The organism is Mucilaginibacter sp. P25 (genome assembly GCF_050859465.1).
Classification (GTDB): domain Bacteria; phylum Bacteroidota; class Bacteroidia; order Sphingobacteriales; family Sphingobacteriaceae; genus Mucilaginibacter; species Mucilaginibacter gossypii.
Genome location: NZ_CP193937.1, coordinates 3,433,358 through 3,455,127 on the forward strand (window position 1 = coordinate 3,433,358; position 21,770 = coordinate 3,455,127).

At 41.6% G+C, this 21,770-nt stretch carries 18 protein-coding genes and 1 pseudogene; 10 read left to right on the forward strand and 9 right to left on the reverse strand.

Features of this window, described 5'->3' with window-relative positions; all coding sequences use genetic code 11:
- Nucleotides 1–149: 149 nt before the first annotated feature.
- A complete protein-coding gene (locus ACRQ5D_RS17295) occupies nt 150–2,393 on the reverse strand; it encodes a sodium-translocating pyrophosphatase (RefSeq protein WP_091163077.1) in 2,244 nt (747 codons plus the stop codon).
- Nucleotides 2,394–2,548: 155 nt separating this feature from the next.
- Between ACRQ5D_RS17295 and ACRQ5D_RS17300 the strand changes: the two genes are divergently transcribed.
- The 4 genes and pseudogenes from ACRQ5D_RS17300 to ACRQ5D_RS17315 all read left to right on the forward strand — a co-directional run bounded on the left by ACRQ5D_RS17300 (nt 2,549) and on the right by ACRQ5D_RS17315 (nt 6,343).
- Entirely contained in the window at nt 2,549–4,015 is a 1,467-nt protein-coding gene (locus ACRQ5D_RS17300; RefSeq protein WP_091163078.1) for an APC family permease, read from the forward strand.
- Nucleotides 3,993–5,398: pseudogene (gene dacB, locus ACRQ5D_RS17305) on the forward strand (D-alanyl-D-alanine carboxypeptidase/D-alanyl-D-alanine endopeptidase). Before ACRQ5D_RS17300 ends, dacB begins: the two are co-directional and overlap by 23 nt.
- Nucleotides 5,399–5,466: 68 nt before the next feature.
- Nucleotides 5,467–5,922 (forward strand): hypothetical protein, encoded by a 456-nt coding sequence (locus tag ACRQ5D_RS17310; protein ID WP_091163080.1) that lies wholly within the window; start codon nt 5,467–5,469, stop codon nt 5,920–5,922.
- 25 nt (nt 5,923–5,947) lie between these two features.
- Nucleotides 5,948–6,343, forward strand: coding sequence for a hypothetical protein (locus ACRQ5D_RS17315; RefSeq protein WP_091163081.1), 396 nt, complete (start codon nt 5,948–5,950; stop codon nt 6,341–6,343).
- An 80-nt stretch (nt 6,344–6,423) separates the two neighbouring features.
- Here ACRQ5D_RS17315 and ACRQ5D_RS17320 read toward each other — a convergent pair whose 3' ends face one another.
- Both ACRQ5D_RS17320 and ACRQ5D_RS17325 read right to left on the reverse strand, forming a co-directional pair.
- A complete protein-coding gene (locus ACRQ5D_RS17320; protein ID WP_091163082.1) occupies nt 6,424–7,467 on the reverse strand; it encodes a response regulator in 1,044 nt (347 codons plus the stop codon).
- Entirely contained in the window at nt 7,464–8,651 is a 1,188-nt protein-coding gene (locus ACRQ5D_RS17325) for a PAS domain-containing sensor histidine kinase (protein WP_091163083.1), read from the reverse strand. Before ACRQ5D_RS17325 ends, ACRQ5D_RS17320 begins: the two co-directional genes overlap by 4 nt.
- Before the next feature lie 186 nt (nt 8,652–8,837).
- On the opposite strand from ACRQ5D_RS17325, the gene ACRQ5D_RS17330 reads away from it, so the two are divergent.
- The 6 genes from ACRQ5D_RS17330 (at nt 8,838) to ACRQ5D_RS17355 (ending at nt 17,423) form a co-directional block, all read left to right on the forward strand.
- A complete protein-coding gene (locus ACRQ5D_RS17330) occupies nt 8,838–10,070 on the forward strand; it encodes a YdcF family protein (RefSeq protein ID WP_432326042.1) in 1,233 nt (410 codons plus the stop codon).
- Nucleotides 10,071–10,151: 81 nt separating this feature from the next.
- Nucleotides 10,152–11,030 carry a hypothetical protein gene (locus ACRQ5D_RS17335; RefSeq protein ID WP_091163085.1) on the forward strand — a complete coding sequence of 293 codons (879 nt, stop codon included), beginning with the start codon at nt 10,152–10,154 and terminating at the stop codon, nt 11,028–11,030.
- Between the two features lie 516 nt (nt 11,031–11,546).
- Nucleotides 11,547–14,681, forward strand: coding sequence for a SusC/RagA family TonB-linked outer membrane protein (locus ACRQ5D_RS17340; RefSeq protein WP_432326044.1), 3,135 nt, complete (start codon nt 11,547–11,549; stop codon nt 14,679–14,681).
- A gap of 24 nt (nt 14,682–14,705) precedes the next feature.
- Entirely contained in the window at nt 14,706–15,548 is an 843-nt protein-coding gene (locus ACRQ5D_RS17345; RefSeq protein ID WP_432326046.1) for a RagB/SusD family nutrient uptake outer membrane protein, read from the forward strand.
- 130 nt (nt 15,549–15,678) lie between these two features.
- Nucleotides 15,679–16,233: a RagB/SusD family nutrient uptake outer membrane protein gene (locus ACRQ5D_RS17350; protein ID WP_431200074.1), complete on the forward strand. Its 555-nt coding sequence runs from the start codon at nt 15,679–15,681 to the stop codon at nt 16,231–16,233.
- A gap of 248 nt (nt 16,234–16,481) precedes the next feature.
- Nucleotides 16,482–17,423 (forward strand): helix-turn-helix domain-containing protein, encoded by a 942-nt coding sequence (locus ACRQ5D_RS17355; protein WP_091163088.1) that lies wholly within the window; start codon nt 16,482–16,484, stop codon nt 17,421–17,423.
- A 285-nt stretch (nt 17,424–17,708) separates the two neighbouring features.
- Here ACRQ5D_RS17355 and ACRQ5D_RS17360 read toward each other — a convergent pair whose 3' ends face one another.
- The 6 genes from ACRQ5D_RS17360 to ACRQ5D_RS17385 all read right to left on the reverse strand — a co-directional run bounded on the left by ACRQ5D_RS17360 (nt 17,709) and on the right by ACRQ5D_RS17385 (nt 21,376).
- Nucleotides 17,709–18,341: a Crp/Fnr family transcriptional regulator gene (locus tag ACRQ5D_RS17360; RefSeq protein ID WP_431200075.1), complete on the reverse strand. Its 633-nt coding sequence runs from the start codon at nt 18,339–18,341 to the stop codon at nt 17,709–17,711.
- Between the two features lie 332 nt (nt 18,342–18,673).
- Nucleotides 18,674–19,036 carry a response regulator transcription factor gene (locus ACRQ5D_RS17365; protein WP_432326049.1) on the reverse strand — a complete coding sequence of 121 codons (363 nt, stop codon included), beginning with the start codon at nt 19,034–19,036 and terminating at the stop codon, nt 18,674–18,676.
- Nucleotides 18,990–19,322: a response regulator gene (locus ACRQ5D_RS17370; protein ID WP_432326051.1), complete on the reverse strand. Its 333-nt coding sequence runs from the start codon at nt 19,320–19,322 to the stop codon at nt 18,990–18,992. Before ACRQ5D_RS17370 ends, ACRQ5D_RS17365 begins: the two co-directional genes overlap by 47 nt.
- A gap of 26 nt (nt 19,323–19,348) precedes the next feature.
- Nucleotides 19,349–20,155, reverse strand: coding sequence for a sensor histidine kinase (locus ACRQ5D_RS17375; protein WP_091163090.1), 807 nt, complete (start codon nt 20,153–20,155; stop codon nt 19,349–19,351).
- Entirely contained in the window at nt 20,139–20,792 is a 654-nt protein-coding gene (locus ACRQ5D_RS17380; RefSeq protein WP_091163091.1) for a hypothetical protein, read from the reverse strand. The genes ACRQ5D_RS17375 and ACRQ5D_RS17380 overlap by 17 nt, the downstream gene beginning before the upstream one ends.
- Nucleotides 20,793–20,827: 35 nt before the next feature.
- Nucleotides 20,828–21,376 carry a hypothetical protein gene (locus ACRQ5D_RS17385; RefSeq protein WP_143020689.1) on the reverse strand — a complete coding sequence of 183 codons (549 nt, stop codon included), beginning with the start codon at nt 21,374–21,376 and terminating at the stop codon, nt 20,828–20,830.
- Nucleotides 21,377–21,770: the final 394 nt, after the last annotated feature.

The following is a 21,770-nucleotide window of genomic DNA, read 5'->3' on the forward strand; positions in this document are numbered from 1 at the left end:
ATGTTAAATAGAGGTTCTCAAATCTCGTCTATGTTCTCCGCGGCCCGTTCTTATTAATAAACCGATAATCCGGCAAATCGTATAAATTCTGGTTCAAACAAAAAAAGCCGCCCTCAACAGGCGGCTCTCTTCATTAACTATAAAAGCTATTAAACGCTTTTCTCTGCTTTAACAACCACATGAATGCTCATAGGGTGTTTGTTCATTTCTTTTTGAATCCTGGCGCTGGTTGCAGCCGAATGGCTGTTCAGGTGCGGGGCAATAACCAGTGAAACTATCGACATTAACTTAATAAGGATGTTCATGGATGGGCCTGAAGTATCTTTAAACGGATCACCTACAGTATCACCTGTTACTGATGCTTTGTGCGGTTCCGATTTTTTGTAGAAGATCTCGCCATTGATATCGCAGCCTTTCTCAAATGATTTTTTGGCGTTGTCCCATGCACCACCTGCATTGCTTTGGAAAATCCCCATCAATACGCCCGATACGGTAACGCCTGCCAGCAAGCCGCCTAACACTTCGGGGCCAAAGGCAAAACCGATGATGATAGGGGTGATCAGCGCGATTAAACCAGGGGCAACCATTTCGCGGATAGATGCTTTGGTAGATATGGCCACGCATTTTTCGTATTCTGGTTTACCCTCGTAAGTCATGATACCCGGAATTTCGCGGAACTGGCGCCTAACTTCTTCTACCATGGCCATGGCGGCCCTGCCCACGGCTGCTATCGCCAAGGCAGAAAAAATGAATGGAATCATTCCGCCAACAAACAGACCTGCCAATACATTGGCTTTATAAATATCAATATGTTCAATGCCTGCAACGCCCACAAAAGCCGCAAATAAGGCTAATGAAGTTAATGCTGCTGAAGCAATGGCAAAACCTTTACCTGTAGCGGCTGTAGTGTTACCAACAGCGTCCAGGTTATCGGTACGGTGGCGTACTTCTTCGGGCAGGCGGCTCATTTCGGCAATACCGCCGGCATTATCCGCAATAGGCCCAAAAGCATCTATCGCCAGCTGCATGGCCGTTGTTGCCATCATACCGGCGGCGGCGATAGCTACACCATATAAACCGGCAAAGTAATATGACCCGTAAATACCCGATGCCAAAACAAGGATAGGCAGTACAGTTGATTCCATACCTACAGATAAACCGCCGATGATATTGGTAGCGTGACCGGTTGACGACTGCCTGATAATGCTCAATACCGGGCGTTTACCCATGGCGGTGTAGTACTCGGTTATAATCGACATTAAAGTACCTACTACGAGGCCAACCAATATCGATCCAAAAACACCGTTTTTTGTAAAAGGTATCACGTCAGTTTTTACTACCCCGTTAACTTCATCACGTACCATGTGAAATTCGTCCGAAGGTAACATCCATTGAACAACAAAATAAGTAGCTACAGCAGTTAGTATAATTGATGCCCAGTTACCTATGTTCAATGCTTTTTGCACACTGTCGGTTTCTGATTTGATTTTCACCATAGCCGCGCCCACTATCGAAAATATCAAGCCAAGGCCGGCAATTACCATTGGCAGCAATACGGGGGCAATACCACCGAATTTATCGTGTGATACGATTTCACGGCCCAGCACCATAGTAGCCAGCATAGTAGCTACATATGAGCCAAAAAGGTCGGCACCCATACCTGCAACATCGCCTACGTTATCACCTACGTTATCGGCAATGGTGGCCGGGTTGCGCACGTCATCCTCGGGGATACCGGCTTCAACTTTACCAACAAGGTCAGCACCTACGTCGGCCGCTTTGGTGTAAATGCCACCGCCAACACGGGCAAACAGCGCTATGGATTCTGCACCTAATGAAAAACCGGCTAAAACGTCAAGCGCTTTTGCCATGGCTTCGCCGTTAACACTGCTGCCTGCTACTTTAACAACATAAAACTGATAAAAAACAATAAAAAGCGATCCTAAACCAATAATAGCCAAACCGGCCACACCCAGGCCCATTACGGTTCCGCCGGTAAACGATACTTTTAAAGCTTGTGCCAAACTGGTCCGTGCGGCCTGTGTGGTTCGTACGTTAGCTTTGGTAGCAATACGCATCCCCAGATAACCTGCAAAGGCAGATAGAAACGCGCCTATCAGAAATGATATGGCAATAACAGGACTTGAAGTAGCAACCGTTGTGCCCGACCATGCCAGCAAAATACCGGCAACCACAACAAATCCGCCTAATATTTTCCATTCGGCACGTAAAAAGGCCATAGCGCCATCTGCAATGTAACCGGCAAGCATGGCCATGTCGCCGTCACCGGCGTTTTGTTTGGTAACCCAGGCGGCTTTAATAGCCATAACAAGGATCCCGATAAGCCCCAAAACAGGAATTAAATAAATTAAATAATTGTTCAGAAAATCCATATCACAAATTTGGTTTAATAAAGTAGTACTGCTTGGTTTAACAGTGTGTAATAACAATTGGTGATTGCAAAATAGTAATTTTATTTATTTACTATAGTGATCGTTAATATTAAAGTTTTTTGAATAGTTTAGAGATTTAAACCCTAAAACAATATATGGCGAAAAACTCATCGCAACCAAAAATGAAACATGAGCTTAGCTTGCTGGACGGTACCATGCTGGTATCAGGATCCATGATAGGCTCAGGTATTTTTATTGTTAGTGCAGATATTACCCGTAACGTTGGCTCGGCTGGCTGGCTGATAGCTATCTGGGTTATCACCGGTTTCATGACCCTTACCGCGGCCCTAAGTTATGGCGAATTGAGCGGTATGTTTCCCAAAGCTGGTGGCCAATATGTATATTTAAAGGAGGCTTACAACAAGCTCGTCGCTTTTTTATATGGTTGGAGCTTTTTTGCAGTGATCCAAACGGGCACTATCGCGGCGGTGGGGGTGGCTTTCAGTAAATTCACCGCCTATTTAATACCTGCTTTTAGCGAGGATAATATATTATGGAAGTTGCAAACCGGGGCAACATCAACGGGTGATGCGAAGTTTTTTGCTATAAGTGCCGCCCAGGTGGTATCTATTATATTGATCATTATCCTTACTTATGTAAATACCCGCGGGGTAAAGGGCGGAAAGGTTATTCAAACCGTTTTTACTTTAACCAAGCTTATCAGTCTTTTTGGTCTTATAATTTTTGGCCTTTTTGCTTTTAAAGCAGATATATGGCATGCCAACTGGACAAACGCGTGGGATTTGCATAACCTAAATAAAGACGGCAGCATTACTACTCTCACCACAGGTACAGCACTTGGCGCTATTGCCGCAGCCATGGTTGGTTCTATCTTTAGTAGCGATGCCTGGAATAGTGTGACCTTTGTTGCCGGCGAAATGAAGAACCCGAAACGCGACGTTGCTTTAAGTATGATGTGGGGTACTATCATTGTGACTTTTATTTACGTGATGGCCAATGTGGTCTACACTGGCGTATTGTCATTACATGAAATTACTGTTGCCGATAAGGATAGGGTGGCTGTAGCTGCTTCACACGTTATTTTTGGTAACGTGGGCACTTACATAATTGCCCTTATGATCATGGTGTCAACGTTTGGCTGTAATAACGGTTTGATCCTTTCGGGGGCGAGGGTTTATTACACTATGGCCAAAGATGGTCTGTTTTTCAAGAAAACAGGCAGCCTGAATAAATTTGGTGTGCCACAGTTTGGTTTATGGATCCAGTGCGTAGTTGCCTCGTTACTTTGTCTGAGTGGTCGTTATGGCGATTTGCTGGATATGATCTCATTTGTGGTAGTGGTATTTTATGTACTGACTATATTGGGCATATTTATTTTACGTGCTAAACTCCCTGATGCCGAACGTCCTTATAAAGCTATAGGTTATCCCATTTTGCCTGCACTTTACATTGTCATGGGGATTGCATTTTGTATTTTGTTGCTTGTTTATAAACAAAGCTTTACACTTATCGGGCTCGGAATTGTGCTTATAGGTTTACCGATATATTATATTTCGCAACGGAACGTTAAAAAACAGGATGAGGCGCTTACTGGTAATTAGTTTTTTATTTATAGGAGAGTCTGTTGCGGCGCAAACGCTTCAGCAAAAAATATCAAATGCTTTTGGGAGGTTGCAGGCGGATAGCCAGTGCAATTATGCTTCAGTATCATTAACCGTACTTGATGCCAAAACCGGGGAACAGGTGTTTGGCGGTAACCCTAACATGGGTTTGGCTACCGCTTCAACGCTTAAAACCATTACCAGTATTACGGCTTTTAATATTTTAGGTCCCGATTTTCAATATCAAACGCAATTAGGTTATACCGGCGAGATTGGGGCCGATGGCACCCTGACCGGAGATATCATCATTAAAGGTGCTGGCGATCCAACCCTGGGCAGCTGGCGTTATGAGCAAACCAAAGAGGGGCGTGTAATAGCCCTTATGGCCGATGCCCTGCAAAAGGCCGGGATCAAAAAGTTAACGGCCGCATCATTGGCGATGACAGCATCTTCGGTACACAATCCATCCCCGAAGGCTGGATCTGGCAGGACATCGGTAACTATTACGGAGCCGGTACATCGGGTCTTTGCTGGCGCGAAAATCAATTTGATATAAAGCTGCGTACGGGTGCGGTTGGTAGCCAAGTTGGCATATCGCGTACTATTCCGCTGATGCCATACCTTGCATTTAAAAGCGAGTTGACAAATGGTTCTGCCGGATCAGGCGATAATGCTTATGCTTTTTTACCGGTTGACAGTAAAGTAATATATCTGCGTGGTACTTATGCCATTGATCAGGATAAGAAAAGTATTTCGGCGGCCTTACCCGATGCTGCTTATGATGCTGCGTTGCGGCTCAATGATACGCTGAGGGGTTTAGGTATCATTATCGGTAATGAGCCGGAATCAGCCAATACGTTGAGCGCTAAAAACCTGCCATTGCCTGTAATTGCTAAAAATCTGGCAACTATATCATCACCAACTTTAAGCAAAATAGTTTACTGGCTTAATCAGAAAAGTATTAACCTTTACGCTGAGCAACTGCTCAAAACCATAGCCTGGAAACAGGGACGCAAGCCTACAACGGCAAATGGTGTGGATGAGGTACAAAAGTTTTGGGCGGCCAAAGGTATAGATACCCGCAGCATGAATATTTACGACGGCAGCGGCCTTTCGCCCGGTGACAGGGTAACTACGTTAACGCTGGCCCGCATCCTGCAATCGGCAAAGAAGGAAAGCTGGTTTGCTGATTTTTATACAAGTCTGCCGGTTTATAATGATATGAAAATGAAAAGCGGTAGCATCAACAATGTGTTGTGCTATGCCGGTTATCAAACCAAAAACGGGCGAGAGCTTTGTTTTTCTATCATGGTTAATAATTTCAGCGGCCCGAGCCGTGGTATAAAGGAGAAAATGTTCAGGGTGTTGGATGAATTGAAGTAGTAAGAGTTTACAGGAATAATTTTGATGATTTGACGTTATATAGTGAACTTAATACTATAAACCTCATCATGAAAATATTAACCTTAGCTCCCCACAAACCTATTACCTACGCTCCTGGATTAATTAGCCTGGTTTTACTTCCTGTGCTTTGCGTGCTTTTCTTTCACCAGCATAAAGTGTTTACACAACGGAACTGCATTGATTTGGTAATGTTTGATCCTTCGTGGCCCAAACTGACACCTTCAGAACATAAGGTTAGTTTTCCGCCCGATAGAAGTTTTATCGATGTTAACCTCAATGGAGATCCTGCGAGTGACAGGTCATTGCTTGACTTTGCCCGTATGGAGATCCGTACCATGCTTAAAACCAGGAATACCACGCTTGGCATACGCTTTCATTTTGGCAATAAATCGCGATATTGGACATATGTGAATGCGCTTGATATTTGTTATACTGAAAAGGTGCAGTCATGGATGGCTTATCAGGATTATATTTACGTTGTATATGTAAAACCCCGATATTAGTACAAGTTGAAGAACATATAAACCAATGAAAAAACTCAATATCCTTTTACTTGTGATAGCATCATTCGTTGCCTGCAAAAGCAAAACCAGCTCAAATGATGATGTCCAGTCCATCAAATTTAAGTTCACAGAGCTTGGCCGCGAAACTCAGTTCAGGATCACCTGCGATAAGTTTGATTATTACTTCCCCGAAGGGAAAGAAAAAAACTTTAACAAAAAGCCGGGAATTGATAGTGTTATGCAATTGCTAACCGGTATGAAGATGGTGAGTGACGGTACAGAACCGGACGTGCGCGGGAAGATCTATATTACACACACTACCAAAACCGTTGATACCGTATGTGTTGGCGCTAAAGCACTCAGCTACAAAGGTACAACTTATGAAACGCCACAGGAGCTGTTGGTGTTGATACAAAAATAGGTTGCACAGGGGTGCAAATGGTTTGTTGTAATCAAATCATTACTTAGGGAATGAGCAGGATCATCTAAAAATAGCAGCGGTCAGTTTTTCATTTTGGCCAGCCGTTCGGGCGAAAGCACGGTGATCTGGCTTCCTTTTTTATCGATTAGGTTTTCATCTTTAAAATCGGTAAGGGTACGGCTCACAGTTTCAGTTGCCACACCGGCCATAGCAGCAAGGTCTTCCCGCGAAATTTTGAAATCCCCACCCTGCTGTTTATGCAGTCGCACCAGGGTATCGGCCATCCTTTTCCGTACTGAGTTATACGCAAGCTGCAATAATTGCTCTTCCCGGTCGCGGATATGATTAGAAAGCAGTTTGATAAACTCACGCGCAATATCAGGGTATAAATTGAGCAAGTTGTCTAATTGATCTTTAGGGATCAGGCACAGATGGCTGTCCTCCATGGCGGTCGCTGTGTCGATATAAGCCTCGTTCGAAAGTAGAGCATTTACGCCAAGGTATTCCTCGGCAGAGTGGATGGCGGTCATCAACTCACGGCCATCGTTTGCCAGTTTAACGGTTTTAACCCTGCCTTTCAATATCAGGTACAAGCCATTTCCCTTATCACCATCATAATAAATTACCTGGTCTTTTTTAAACAGGCGTACCTTGCGTTCGCCAATAATACGTTTAAGTTCAGCGAGACCGCTGTTCTTCGATACAATTGAATTTAGGTTTTCGAGCGATTGACTATAAAAGCATTGCTGGGCAGTTTTTTTCCTGAGCCTGCTTTCAATGGCGTTCAGCAGTTCAATATCATCAAAAGGCTTGGTTAAGTAATCATCGGCACCCATTTCCATACCTTTACGTTGGTCAATCCGTTCGGCCTTTGCGGTTAAAAATATAAAAGGTATGGCGGCAGTTTCGGGATTTTTATTCAGCATAAATAAAACGCCATAACCATCAAGTTCGGGCATCATGATATCGCAAAGTATTACATCGGGCAGGTTGTTAACGGCCAGTTCAATACCGGTTTTACCATTATCGGCTTCAAATACCGTGTAACCGGCCAGCCCCAGTATTTCTACCACGTTTTCGCGGATATCGTTGTTATCTTCGATGATAAGGATTTTTTGGTTCATGATGCGGGAAATGAAATGGTGAATGAAGTACCCTCGTTTACGTTACTTTGAAAATCAACCCTGCCGTTCATAAGGGCAGTGTACCGGGCCACAATATTAAGGCCTAAACCGGTACCCGCGATATTGCCTGTATTGTGCGCTCTGAAAAATGCCTCAAATAAATGCTTCTGGTCGCTTTCGGGAATGCCTATGCCATTATCTTTTACAGTAATGGAACAGCCGGAAGCATTTATTTCGGTACTAAATTCAATAAAACTGTCCTCGCCCGAATATTTGATGGCGTTTGTGATGAGGTTGATGATGCAGTTTTTGAGCAGATTAATATCGAGGTAAACCATACTATCTGTACCTGTATGCTGATAAAGGATATTTTGGTTTTGCTTGGCCATAATCTGCATTTCTTCAGTTAGCTCTTCGGCCAGCTTAACCAGGTCAAACCTGGTGTATGATGGTTCAATACGCCCGGCTTCCAGTTTTTCGAGCGAGAGAAAATCATTCAGAATGGTAGTGAGGTTGCCAACGGCGTTTTTGATTTTATTAACATGCTTGCTGATCTGCAGGCTGTGCAAAGGCTCGGCATATTTATCAATGAGCGAGGCTGATAATTGAACAGCGCTTAGCGGCGTACGAAACTCATGCGATGCCATGGATACAAAACGGCTTTTCAATTGCCCCAGTTCTTTCTCTTTCTCGAGAGACTGGCTTACTTCCTCCTTGGTTTTTTGCAGTTCAACAACAAATTGTTTCAAGGAGAGGGTGCGTTCCTCTACCACCTCCTCCAGGTGTGATGTGTATTCCTTCAGCTTATCTTCAGCTTCCTTCTCACGGCTAAGGTCGTGTATAAAGCCGGCATATATTTTACGTCCCGAAAAATTTACGTCACTAACCCCAAGTCTGAACGGGAATTGGGTGCCGTCTTTACGCAAGCCTGTTACTTCACGACCTATACCAATGATATGTGGTTTACCGGTAGTTTGATATCGATTGATGTAATGATCATGCTCCTGCCTGTAAGGCTGGGGCATCAGCATCGATACATTTTTTCCGATAACTTCATGAGGTTCATATTGAAATAACTTGCAGGCCGATGGGTTAATAGATTCGACAATCCCCCGTTCATCGATAGTAATAATGCCATCGATAGCATTTTCAATAATCGCTTTTAATAAGGCAGCATTTTCCATAGATGAGGTTTGAGATATTTATCTGCTTTTGCAAATATCAAATTTGATATGGATTTTTTACACCTAAAGATGGTATATCTTAATTAAAATTAAAATTAGGCCTTTTTTGTAAGAGGAAAGTTACCGGTAGTTAACTTTGAGTTTATCTGCTTAGGCGTTATTTGCGCCTTGTTAAAAAACAGCTCAATGAAAAAACTCCTGCTACTAACTATGCTTGGATTAGGTGGTTTAAGCGCCTTTGCACAAACCCAGGCCCCTGTTAAAAATGCCCCGACAGATTATGTAAAGATTAAAAACTACGGCCTGCTGACTTTATTTGAGCAGGATGCCGAAGTAAGCAATTTACTTAAAAACGATCCTGAACTGGCACAGCTCACTCAGAAAAAGCTAAGCGCCCTTAGCACTTCTCTTACTGATTGTAAAGACGCGGCGTGCTTAGTAACTGCGGTAAAACTAACTGATGAGGACATCAAAACCGTAAGCGACCGGCTTGCAGCACTATATAAAACAGGTAACGCGTTTGACAGGATGGTTAAATCGAAACTGATCCCATCGGGCCTTTATAGCTTGTATAAAAAACTATCGCCAGAGCAATTGCTTATAAAAGCATGGGAGCAGGACGCAGGTAGTATTAATTACACTATTGGCATTTATGCTGAAGGCAAAAAGCCTAACTATCCGCAAATAGATTCTATTAGCTATAATGTTAAAGCGAGGGCATATTATACCCTGATGTATGATGCTTCCGCTACATTGTTGGGTGATATTAAAGGAACAAAGCTGTTTTTTGAACCCGCTACGCAGGCAGCCCTGCTTTATCTGCAGATCAACGAAAGGCAGGATCCAGCCAATTACGAGCCTATGGAGTTAGGTAGCAATAAGGCTGCCGTAACCCGTATCAAAACCATTAAATGGGCCGATTATCCTTATTCAAATATTCTTGTACCCGGCGCTGGTCCGGATAATTTAACATCGCCATTGAGCGGTGAGGGGATGCTGCGCTGCAGACTGGCGGTACAGGAATATAAGGCAGGCAAAGCGCCGTTTATCATTGTATCGGGCGGCAATGTGCATCCATATAAAACAAAGTATAATGAAGCCGAGGAAATGAAAGTTTATTTAGTAAAAACCCTTCACATTCCTGAAAATGCGATCATCATTGAACCTCATGCACGTCATACCACAACAAATATGCGTAACAGCGCGAGACTGCTTTATAAATATGGTATCCCTGCCGATAAGCCCGGAATTGTGGTAACCGATAAATCACAAACCGATTTTATAATGAATATGGATGCCCGCTGCCAAAAGGAACTGAACTATGTGCCATATAAACTGGCCAAGCGTAACTCCGAAACCGAAGTTGAATATTACCCGGTAGAAGAAGCCAAACAAATTGATCCTGACAGAACCCCTTGACCCTCGTTAAGAAAGCCGAAAGCGGAATGAGCAAAGCTTAAAGCTGTGGTCTGATCATTCATGTAATATTTTATTAAACTAATGCAAAAACTTACTTTAACTATGGTAGCTGCTGTTTTAGGTATCGGCAGCATCACCACCGGTACCATTGATCATAAGCTTAACCGGGCCATAACTATCGACTCGTTGGGCGCCTGCCAGGGTATTTCATACCAAAATGGTCGCATATTTTTATATGGCGACAGGGAAGTTGGAATGATCCGGGAGTTTAAGTTGGAAAATGATAGCCTGGTATATCTGCATAAGGAATATAAGCTAACCCAAAACGGGCAGGATATTATTAACCACCCTACCGGCATAGCCTATAACAATGATAGAGGCCCAACCTTTATAGGCAACTCTATCCGATTGAATGCGGCGGGTAGCCAGTGGAGAGCGGTTATTTATAATGTAAACTGGAAAGGCTTGCTTAAAACCGGTACGCTTGATGGTAACTTAATTAATACCATTGAGGATGATGCCTGTATCCAGGGCACCCGTCCGGAATATGTAAAGTATAATAATAAGTGGTATGTAGCCACTGCAGATTATGGTGATCACGGCAACGAAGTGCGTTTATACGACCCTGAAAAGCTGGCCAAAGCCAAAAGCACGAAGGAACCTGGTGTGCTTTACAAAAAATTTACGTGTACACCCTGGGTACAAAATCTGTTTTGGAAGGCTGATAAAGGCGTTTTAGTATTGATCCAGAATAAGCTTGAGGGCAGGCAATGGCGGCTTACTTATGTTGATCTTAAAAAATCAATAGAGGCCGGTAAACAGGTGGTGCTAAGCCAGGTTGATGGTATTGACAGAGGCGATGAGTTGGAAGGTTTTTCCCTGCTCGGTGGTGGTGAGAAAGGGATAGCCGTAACCTCCTCACGGAAAAATAACGTGAATTTTACCACTACTTCATGGTAGTGTTAAAAAACGGGCTAAAGCAAAAAAATCTGCAAATAGGCAAGTATTTTTCTATTTTTTGTTTAATGTAAATTTAACACTAAGGTATCCTTTGGTTAAGATAACAGGTTTAGCTTTGCTGTCATTATTACAATATTAATAACTTTATATTAATATTATTTAATGATAACGCAATAATAATTATTAAATTATTAATCTTTGGCTCATGTCTTTAAAAATATCGCCTATGTAACATAACTTCAACTTAACATCGGGCCCGGCGATAAAACTAAGAACCGGTGAATGCGCTAACACTCACCCGGTCCGGGATAATTGTCAAATAACTCAAAAGCGGTCCAAGGCTTTAAGTCATTTCTTTCAACAATCAATTTTAAAAATATGAATAAAAAGATTAACCCAAATCTTTTGAGCAGGTTTTTTTAATTCCTGTATTGTTTTTACTGGTTTTGCTAAAACCTTTTATCTCAAATGCTTCGGTAAAAAATATAGTATATAACGCAACCCAAATCACGGGTATTGTTACCGACGAGAACTAATCTTCCGTTACCCGGTGTATCAGTTCGGATCAAAGGGACTGATAAGGGTACCGCAACTAACACAAACGGTAAATATACCATCTCGGTCGAAGAAGGCGCCATGCTGGTTTTTAACTTTATTGGTTATGAGCAGCAGGAAATAACTGTTGGCGGTTCATCAACCATTAACGTTAAGATGAAACCAAAGTCAAACATGCTTAATGAGGTGGTGGCCATCGGTTACCAGTCTATTCGTAAAAGTGATGTTACCGGTTCTATTGCCAGCGTTAAAGCCAGTGATCTTAATCTTTCTGCTCCTTCATTGGGGCAGGCCCTTGCTGGTAAGGTATCAGGTGTACAAGTGTCTCAAACCAGCGGTGCACCTTATACAAGCACTAAAATCAGGGTAAGGGGCGTTGGCTCATTCAATGCCAGCTCTGATCCCCTATATGTAATTGACGGTTATCCGGCCGGTAATGATATCTTCATTAACCCTGATGACATCGAAAGCATCGACATTTTGAAAGATGCTGCATCTGCCGCTATCTACGGTTCACGCGCATCTGGCGGTGTAGTATTGATCACTACCAAAAAAGGTAAAGAAGGTAAAGGCCGTTTTGAATATGATGTACAGACCGGCGTTGATCAGCTTGCCCACAAAGTAAAATTGCTTGATGCCGATCAGGCAGCACTGCTGGTTATCGACGGACGTAACAACGCTTATCATGACCTTTGGGTTAATTCAGGCCATACCTGGAACGATGCCATGTATTCGGATAACAACGTAACCCGCGTTACTAACGTTGGTAACTCGGGCAGTGTGAGCATTCCTAACGGCTTATATGATTTTGCTTCACAAACCCCTATTAAACAAACAGTACATACCGATTGGCAGGACGAGCTTTACCGCAACACGTTTTTCCAGAAACATACCTTGTCTTTTTCAGGAGCATCGAATGGTATTCGTTATTATGTAAGCGGTGCGTATCAAAACCAGCCAGGTATTATTCAATCAACAGGTCAGCAACGTGTTAACTTTCGTACAAATATTGATGGTGATGTAAGTAAACGTATTCATATTGGTGCAAACATAGCTTATACTCAAAACACCAACCAGGAAACACAAGAAGGCCGCTTTGATCATAGCCCAATCCTTGGCGCCTTGATTTATATGCCTTACCTGCCTGCTTATAATGCTGATGGTACTTTACAAACAAACGTTGAAGCTGCCGGTTCATCACAATACGGCTATCAGAGCATCGAAAATCCTGTAGCACTTGCCGAGCGTATTAAAATTAATAGAAAGGGTTACCGTAATACTTATAATGCAAACGTTACTTATAATATTTTGCCTGGTTTTAATTTTAAAACTAACCTTGGTACACAAACCTATACCGAAAAATACGATTACTACTACCCAACCACGATAAGCAGTGGTGCGTTCCCTCCGGGATCTCAGCAGTCAATACTGGCGGCCAATGCACAGGCATCAAACCTTGTTAACGTTGACAGGCTGGCTGAGTTTACGTTGAATTATACCAAACAATTTGGTAAACACCACTTTGATGCGTTAGCCGGTTACACTGCGCAAAAAACAACCAGCGATTACATCAGTGTAAAAGCAAACGGTTTTCAGAGTGATTATGTACCAGAACTTTCAGGTAAAGGTGCCGATGCAGCCTTCTTTAGTTTAAACTCGGCTTCTAAAAGTACTTATACGTTATTGTCATATCTTGGTCGTGCAAACTACAACTGTGCGGGTAAATATTTCTTAACCGCATCGTTTCGTGCCGATGGTTCTTCTCGTTTCGGACCGGCAAATAAATACGGTTATTTCCCTTCTGTGGCCACAGGCTGGAACCTTTCTGACGAGTCTTTCTATCACAATTTCCTTGGCGAACAGTCAACAGTTAAGATTCGTGCAAGCTGGGGTAAAAGTGGTAACTTCAATATCCCTAACTACGCTATCGCACAAACCCTGGCCAGCCCGGTTGGTGCAGTGTTAAACGGTGGTATTGCTACTGCTACATACGCCGGCGGTTTAAAGGATCCTAAGCTAAGCTGGGAAACAACCTCACAATATAACTTTGGTGCCGATATTGGTTTATTTAACGGCCGTTTACAGGTTATCGCCAACTATTACTTAAGTTATTCATATAACCTTTTGTACAATCAGCCAATTTCGGCAATATCCGGCAGTACTACTATCTTAACTAATCTGCACGACTCAAGGATCCGTAATACCGGTTTTGACTTGCAGTTAGATGGTAAGATAATTAATACAAAGGATTTTACATTTGGCGCGAGCGGTAATATTTCATTAAACCGCAACAAAGTAGTTAAACTGCCTGCTCAAAATACCCTCATCATCAACGGTGCCGAGCGTTCATACCTTACCAGTATAACTACCCAGGGCCAGCCTATCGGTATGTTCTACGGTTTCCAGGTTGGTGGTATAATCAACGCTTCTAACTATGGTAAAACTGCTCCATCAGCTTCTCAAACCAACCCTGCCAAAATTGGCGACCTTTGGTTTGTTGATACCAATAAAGACGGTGTTGTGAATGATGCTGATAAAACCATTATCGGTTCACCATATGCTAAATTTACTTACGGCTTCGCCCTTAACAGCACTTACAAACGTTTTGACTTCGGTGCTTCATTCAACGGTTCTTATGGTAATAAGATACTTGACGGGCAGGATTATTATTTGTACAATGGGGAAGGTTCCGGTAACCAGTATGCTAATGTTGCACAACGTTATCGTAACGAAGCTGAACCAGGGGACGGTTCATTTTACCGTGCTTCACGTGCCGGTACGCAAAGTAACAGTACCCGTTTATCAACTTTTTACCTGCAAAGCGGCTCATATCTGCGTTGTACCAACCTTACTTTAGGTTATACCTTGCCTGCCTTCCTGCAGCAAACTTTAGGCCTGAGCAAAGCACGCGTTTTTGCCAGCGTTGTGAACGCATTTACCATCACCAAGTATAAAGGTTATAACCCAGATGTGGATTATAATTATTCAGGCGCTGCTTCAAACAATACTCAGCCTGCCAATCTGGCCCCAGGTATCGATTATGGTACTTACCCGCTGGTTAGATCTTATAACTTAGGTGTTAATGTTACTTTTTAATGAATTTTTTAAAGAGATATTGAGATGAATAAAAAATTTGTAGCCATTGCCTGCCTTGCAGTTGCAGTGGCGATAAGCCCGTCTTGTAAAAAAGACTTTTTAAATGAGAGTGACCCCAACGCTATAACGGTTGATGCCAGCTATAAAACCCCTAATGATGTGTTACTGGCTGTAAACGGTATTTATCAATCGTTACGCAGTGGCAATAATGTAGGCGAAAGCAGTGATTTGTGGACAGATCAGCGTTCGGATGACACCGGTACTCAGGATAACCAGTCAAACGCAGGCGAACCTTTTCAGTTTGGTAATTTTTCGATACTGCCAAGCAATACCTATCTTAAAAATCATTGGGTATCGCTTTATGGTACTGTTACCCGCGCTAACGTGGTGTTGTCGCATATTGATGCTGTGCCGTTTCCGGATAATAGTGTAAAGTTGCAATACATTGCCGAAGCCAAATTTTTACGTGCATTTACTTATTTTGAATTGGTGCGCCTTTGGGGGGATGTACCGTTGGTTACTAAGCAATTATCTTATGCTGAATTGCCTGCAGCTACTTTCCGCGAAAAGCAAGCTGTTGTTTATCAACAGATAGTGGCCGATCTGACAGATGTTATCAATAACAGCCCGCTCCCTAACCTGCAAGCTTCTACCGGCAGAGCCTCAAAAGCGGCTGCTAATTTCCTGTTGGGTCAGGTGTACCTTACTATGGCAACTACCCAGGATCAGGCTAACCGTACAACTAACCTTACCAATGCCAAAACATATCTAATGAATGCTTATAATATGCGTACTTTTGGCACGCTAAACAGCATCCCTTATACTGATGTTTTTGATGTCGCAAAAAAACAACATGTCCGGAGTTAATCTTCCAGATAGTAAATATTCAGGGTGATGTTAATTATAGCTCTTCAATTGCGGCTAATTTCCAGGCGAAGGGTGAGACTATCAACTCGCAAAAAAATCATCAGGTGCTGGTTATAATGTTACTCATGATTTGATTAATGAGTATGAAACCAACGATCCCCGCATGACTTTCTCTGTTAAATATGCCAATGATCCTATTGTGAAAGACTGGTTTGTTACTAAATTCAGGGATGTGAGCACCAGCGCCGGCGTAAATGGCTACGGCGGTAACGACTGGATCCTGATGCGCTATGCTGATGTGATCCTTTCCCTGGCCGAAGTTAATAACTACCTTGGCGACCAGGCTGCTGCTATCGGCTTCCTTGACCAGGTACGCACACGTGCAGGTATGCCAACTTATGCTGTATCAATGACTAACAGTGATTATGCCACCAAATACCCAACATTAAAGCTGGCTATTTTGCATGAGCGCCGTGTTGAGCTTGCTTTTGAGCATCACCGCTGGTACGATTTGTTGCGTACCTTTAACGATGCAGATCTGGTAGCTTACTTCAAAGCAAAAAAACAAACTGATTTTGGTTTGGCTTCATTGGCAAACTTTACCACTAAAGATCGTTATTACCCGATTCCGTTTGATGAGTACAAACTTGACCCTGTTAAGATGTACCAAAACCCGGGTTATTAATACTGGTATTATATAGAAGGAAGCCGCCTCGTAAGTCAATTATGAGGCGGCTTCTTTTATCATCTGTTAATAGGTATTTATCAAATTCAAATAACATTTCTGTTATGTATTAAGTTTGTTTTGCCTCCGGAAAATATAAAGTGTTGATCTACTGCAAACTTTTGTTTGAGTTTTGTAAGAACTGATTTACCAGAAGCAAATAGTGATGTAGTTATCATTAAGTTTGTGTAGCTCATCAAAGCAAAAAAATGAAAACGGTAACAGTAGAAGATTTTTATAAAAAGGCCGCCGAGCGTACCAACTGCACGGTGGGAGACCTGCTTCCGGCTGATATCAACAAGGAGATAGGGCATTTTAATGTATTTAACCTTAGCGACATCATCGCTATAGTAAAAAAAGACCCTACCCATGTGCCTTACAATCGCAGGCTATATTACAAGATAAACCTGGTAAGGGGCCGAAACATAGCTGAGTATGCTGATAAGGTGATCGATATTGAAAAAAATGCGCTGGTATTTGGTACCCCAAAAATCCCTTACAGTTGGAAACCACAGGATATGGAACAGTCTGGCTATTTCTGTATTTTTACTGATGAATTTTTGGTGCAATCAAAAAGTGGGGTAATATTGGATTCATTGCCTATTTTTAGTCCCGGAGGGTGCCCTGTGTTTATGCTTACTGATGGACAAGCAGAGGAGATCACACTTGTTTTTAGGAAGATGCAGCAGGAAATAGCATCAGACTATCTGTACAAGTATGATCTGATCAGAAATTATGTGCTGGAATTGATTCACTATGGCCAAAAATTGCAGCCTTTTACCAATTATAATAACAGTCATAATGCATCTGCAAGGGTATCATCCCTGTTTATTGAGCTGCTTGAAAGGCAATTTCCAATAGCGTCACCCGATCAAAAGGTGATCCTGCGTACTGCTAAAGACTATGCCGACAGGCTCGCTGTTCATAGTAACCATCTCAATAAGGTATTAAAAGAAAGCACCGGAAAAACAACCACCGAACATATAGCCAACAGGCTCATCCAGGAGGCCCGCATCCTGCTCAAACAAACCGACTGGAATATATCGGAAATAGCCTATAGCCTGGGCTTCGGGCAGTTGTCGCATTTTTCAAACTTCTTTAAAAAGCAAACATCGTTATCGCCGGTTGAAGTACGGAATTTGGTTGGGTGAGGGCTGGCTGCCGATAATTATCTAAATGTGAAAAATGATTGTCGTTAATTTAAAGAGAAGCTGAGCCTATATAAAAAATCGTTGATCATTTGAACGACAGATTAAATGAATTTACCTTGAATAATGGGTATAGGTTTGACAGGGGTGAAGCTAATGATTATGAATAATATCGCAATCGACACAAATATTCTGCTTTACGCCTCATGATTTTTATCCCAAAAAAGCTAAAAATAATAAACCCATTTAAGGCAAAAGGATAATAATATTTCGAAGTAATTATCCCATTTACAACTCATCATCCTGAGTTAAAAGAAAAAGTTTATCATGATTGATAATACTGATCTTTTTGCCATTTGTGCTAATCAGTTTTTCCTGTAACAACTCGTTAACTACCCTGAAAACGGTTTCGTAAGTGGCGCCGGCGTATGAGGCCAGGTCCTGCCGGGTAAGTTCTACATCAATATGGCCTTCCGGGTTTGTACCAAACTGATTTTTGAGGCTTATGAGTGCCTGGGCAACGCGGCCCTTTACCGGCATATGCGCGAGATTACGCATTTTGCGTTCAGCCTCCTGCAGTTCGTCGGCAAAAAATAACATTAGCTGGTAGGTAAACTGAGGGTTTACTTTTAAAGTAGCTTCAAAAAACTCCATATCAATGTAGCATATAATACCTGCTTCCAACGCTGTTGCCGAAATAGGGTAGTGGGTGGCATGTTTACCCAACACACGGTGACCAAAAATGGCACCCTTATTGGCAAAGCGAATAATAAGTTCTTTATCCGGCCCCCATTTTTTATGAACTTTTACATTGCCTTCATAAACAAAGTAAATTCCTTTCACCGGGTCGCCTTCACTGAAAATAACCTGTCCTTTTTTTACATTAAAGTTTTTTTGTTGGCTGCAATTGCAGGCAGCCACTCTTTTATACAGCCCTTACATAAAAGACAGGTTTGATTATCGCACTGGATATTTCTTTTCATTCAAATCTTGATCAATCAGTCAACGTTTTGTTGTAAAAATATCAATGAAAATTGTATTTTTTATCAAAACAATGAATTTTAATTGATGAATTTTTCTATAATTATTGGTTTATATGATTTTAACAATGATAAATCATGTTTTTTGTTAAGCGAAAAGATTAATTATGCTTTTTAAGGTTTGTTTTAAGCGTTTATTTTGTGTGTTTATTAATAAACGGAATCTTGTTTTAAGGGGATGTGCAAAATGCGATGGCTAATTTTAAAAAAGCCTCATATTATCCCATTCTTTACAGCAAACATTACCAGCCCTGCGGTATTTCGTACGCCCACCTTATCTATCAGGCGCTGCCTGATCCCTTCAACCGAGCGCGGACTAAGGAATAGTTGTTTGCCCATTTCATTGGCAGTTTTTTCGGCACAAATTAATTTCAGTACATCCTGTTCCCGTTCGGTGAGTTCAACGCCTTCTTTAAAGGATGGTTTGATATTACCTTTTATCACCAATTTCTTTAAAAGTGCGTTGCTTACTATATTGTTAAAGTAATAGCCTGTTTCGTGTACCGAATATATCGCTTTCCTGATTTCTTCAGCTTCTGCGTTCTTTAGCAGATACCCGTTGGCGCCAATCTCCATTAAATGAATTACGAACTTTTCTGTCATCGTACATCGTCACCACTAAAATTTTCATATCAGGATACTTCTTTTTAATGTGTTTGGTAGCTTCCATGCCATCCATAACAGGCATTTTAAGGTCCATGATAATTACATCGGGCATATTGGTTTCAATGCCTTTTATCAGGTCTTCACCATCGCCGGCCTCAAGCATTACTTCCAGGTTCTCATCCTGGGTAAGTCCAATTTTGAGGCCGTCCCTGTATATGGTATAATCATCGGCTATGGCAATTTTAATAGGTTTCATCGCCTTATTTTTGATTGTTATAATGGTTAAATAGTAATCGTTCGGGGGATGCTGATATTAATGTAGTATCCCTCGGGCTTGTGATTGAATGATACCTCGCCTTTCAGCAAAATGATGCGGGTTTGGATAGCTTTGAGGCCAAGGCCCTGTTTATTAAACTTCAGTTCTTCATATTGTGCATGGCTAAGCCCCTTCCCATTATGAAAAATACTAATGTTTAAAGCATCGTGGTTATAAGTTGATGTGATATGTATTTTTTTAGGTCTGGCATGTTTAAGTATATTGTTCATTAACTCCTGCACCATGCGGTATATGCTAATATCATTTTCATTAGCCTGGGTTGTATATGAATCATCAAGATCGGTGGTAATAAATATGAGGTCGTTATTTGTTATTTTCTCAACAAAATGCCTGATTGCTTCATTTAGCCCGAACTCTTTCAGAATACTGGAGTGCAAATTGTGCGAAATACCACGCACCTGTTTAATGGCCATGTCAAGCAGCTCCTGTCCTTTTTCATACCTCGGCTCATTGTTTTTATCAATAACGTTGATCTTTACTCCTTGTAGATGCAGCTTTGATGCCGATAAAATGGCGCCCACTTCATCATGCAGCTCTTCGGCAATACGATGACGTTCAGTTTCTTCACTGCGCACAGCTGCCTCTATCAACTGGTTTTGCTGGGTTTGATGCAGCCTTTGTATTTTTTGCTGATACTGGTATTTCTTACGCTGAAAAAATATAAAAATGAGCAATATACTTGCGAATAAGGAAAGCATAACCGCAATGCCCATAAAGAGCAGGAGCCTGATATCATCATTCGTTTGTTTCATATAACCCTTTCGCTATAAATACACATAAAATGGTATACGTGAAATTGTGGATGTTCCACAGGTTTATGGCAAAATTGTGCAGGCGTATTGTGAGTTCATTGTATAACAAAAAAATAAAAAAATTTACAGTGTAGTAAATACCCAGGCCGGTTACTATCCAAAAGTCGGGCTGTTTCTTACCGGGTTCTTCATCGTCGGTTATTTTAAACAGGTAATACTGCATACAATAAAACATCATAATTACCGCCTCAAATGATAGTAATCTGCTGCTCAATTGTCCGTAATCAAAAAAATTTTGATAAAAGCTGAAATTGATAAGTACAAACCCTAAAAAAATATAAGGCGCTATCCTTTTTGTTTTGGACAAAAACTGCTGGTTTAACTTTATAAAAAAAGAGCTAAATAATAACACCCTGATTATGGAGTGTATATTATACAGATAATTATTGGTGTTGTATGGATGCGGTAAAATGGTTTTAAGCTTCCATATGGCGTCAATAGTTACATTAATTGCCAGCGCTGTCCATAAATATATAACAACAGGTTTGTTAAAAGCAGGTTGTTTTTTCTTCAAACAAAGAATGGCCAGGGGAATGAGCAACGCCCAAACCTCCGACCAGTCAGATATACCTTTCATTAGCTGTTCCACTTTGCAGCAGTTTTGTAACGCTATTACATTTTTGCCGGAGGTGATGGATTTGAATCAACATTCCCGGTGTCTGAGTCGCGGTAATCAATAGGTACACCGTTTTTTATAAGGCTGATGGCGTATACAAGGTGCTGGTTGGAAGCTATGATCTTAGGAGTAAAAACCAGGAAGTCATAATCACGTTTTTTTCCGCTATCGGTTGAGATAATTGCCATAATAGCTTTTTTGGTTAGATACGTATTGCCTAAAACCACCGGGCCGGTTAAGTTAACCAGTGTATCTTTTGTAATAGCCAGTGTATCGGGATGCATGGGGTTAAGATAGCCTCCGGCTGTATCCAGAATATATGATACGAGCTGATATGGCTTTTTAACATCATCAACTTGGGGGCTGTAAAACTGAAAAACAAAATTGTCAGTTTTGGCCGAGTCGAGCCAGTGATTAACCTGTGTAGCGGTGTACTTTACCTGGGCAAATTTGCTAGCCTGCCTGCATGAAGTCATGGCAAAAAACAAGCAAATAGTAATCGCGGCAGCGATCGGTCTGAATAAGTTAAAAGGTCGTTTTTTCATGATATAATAGGTTTAATATGCAGGTAATATAGTTGTATTATTTGTATTTTATGTTGGTAATAATAAATTATATAAGTGAGAAATTATTTATACTACTGTGAAAAAATTTCTCACTAATTATTTATTGTTCGCTTCGTTTTCTGCTGATTTTCCTATACCGCAAAGTTAGTAGGTGTGAAATAGTGTGAAAGGGTGTTTTTATGGTTTGTATACGTATAAATACTTATTTTTTTATTCGGTATTTTTTCTCTAATAAGCCTGTTTAAATAAGCGGAGGTTTGTATTGTGATAAGCGAATAAGAAAAACCGGTTAAGAAGCGCCTCGGTTCTGTTCGCTCTGATCAAAGGAGCTAACCCGAAAATCCTTTAAAGAGTAGGGACATTTATTTATCCT

Excerpts from the sequence above, each read along its gene's own strand:
- ACRQ5D_RS17325 (WP_091163083.1), bottom strand. The coding sequence starts at position 8,651 with ATGGAAAATGCTGCCTTATTAAAAGCGATTATTGAAAATGCTATCGAT.
- ACRQ5D_RS17355 (WP_091163088.1), top strand. The coding sequence starts at position 16,482 with ATGAAAACGGTAACAGTAGAAGATTTTTATAAAAAGGCCGCCGAGCGT.
- ACRQ5D_RS17370 (WP_432326051.1), bottom strand. The coding sequence starts at position 19,322 with ATGAAACCTATTAAAATTGCCATAGCCGATGATTATACCATATACAGG.
- ACRQ5D_RS17385 (WP_143020689.1), bottom strand. The coding sequence starts at position 21,376 with ATGAAAAAACGACCTTTTAACTTATTCAGACCGATCGCTGCCGCGATT.
- ACRQ5D_RS17315 (WP_091163081.1), top strand. The coding sequence starts at position 5,948 with ATGAAAAAACTCAATATCCTTTTACTTGTGATAGCATCATTCGTTGCC.
- ACRQ5D_RS17375 (WP_091163090.1), bottom strand. The coding sequence starts at position 20,155 with ATGAAACAAACGAATGATGATATCAGGCTCCTGCTCTTTATGGGCATT.
- ACRQ5D_RS17345 (WP_432326046.1), top strand. The coding sequence starts at position 14,706 with ATGAATAAAAAATTTGTAGCCATTGCCTGCCTTGCAGTTGCAGTGGCG.
- ACRQ5D_RS17295 (WP_091163077.1), bottom strand. The coding sequence starts at position 2,393 with ATGGATTTTCTGAACAATTATTTAATTTATTTAATTCCTGTTTTGGGG.
- ACRQ5D_RS17365 (WP_432326049.1), bottom strand. The coding sequence starts at position 19,036 with ATGGAGATTGGCGCCAACGGGTATCTGCTAAAGAACGCAGAAGCTGAA.
- ACRQ5D_RS17300 (WP_091163078.1), top strand. The coding sequence starts at position 2,549 with ATGGCGAAAAACTCATCGCAACCAAAAATGAAACATGAGCTTAGCTTG.
- ACRQ5D_RS17380 (WP_091163091.1), bottom strand. The coding sequence starts at position 20,792 with ATGAAAGGTATATCTGACTGGTCGGAGGTTTGGGCGTTGCTCATTCCC.
- ACRQ5D_RS17335 (WP_091163085.1), top strand. The coding sequence starts at position 10,152 with ATGCAAAAACTTACTTTAACTATGGTAGCTGCTGTTTTAGGTATCGGC.
- ACRQ5D_RS17330 (WP_432326042.1), top strand. The coding sequence starts at position 8,838 with ATGAAAAAACTCCTGCTACTAACTATGCTTGGATTAGGTGGTTTAAGC.
- ACRQ5D_RS17310 (WP_091163080.1), top strand. The coding sequence starts at position 5,467 with ATGAAAATATTAACCTTAGCTCCCCACAAACCTATTACCTACGCTCCT.
- ACRQ5D_RS17320 (WP_091163082.1), bottom strand. The coding sequence starts at position 7,467 with ATGAACCAAAAAATCCTTATCATCGAAGATAACAACGATATCCGCGAA.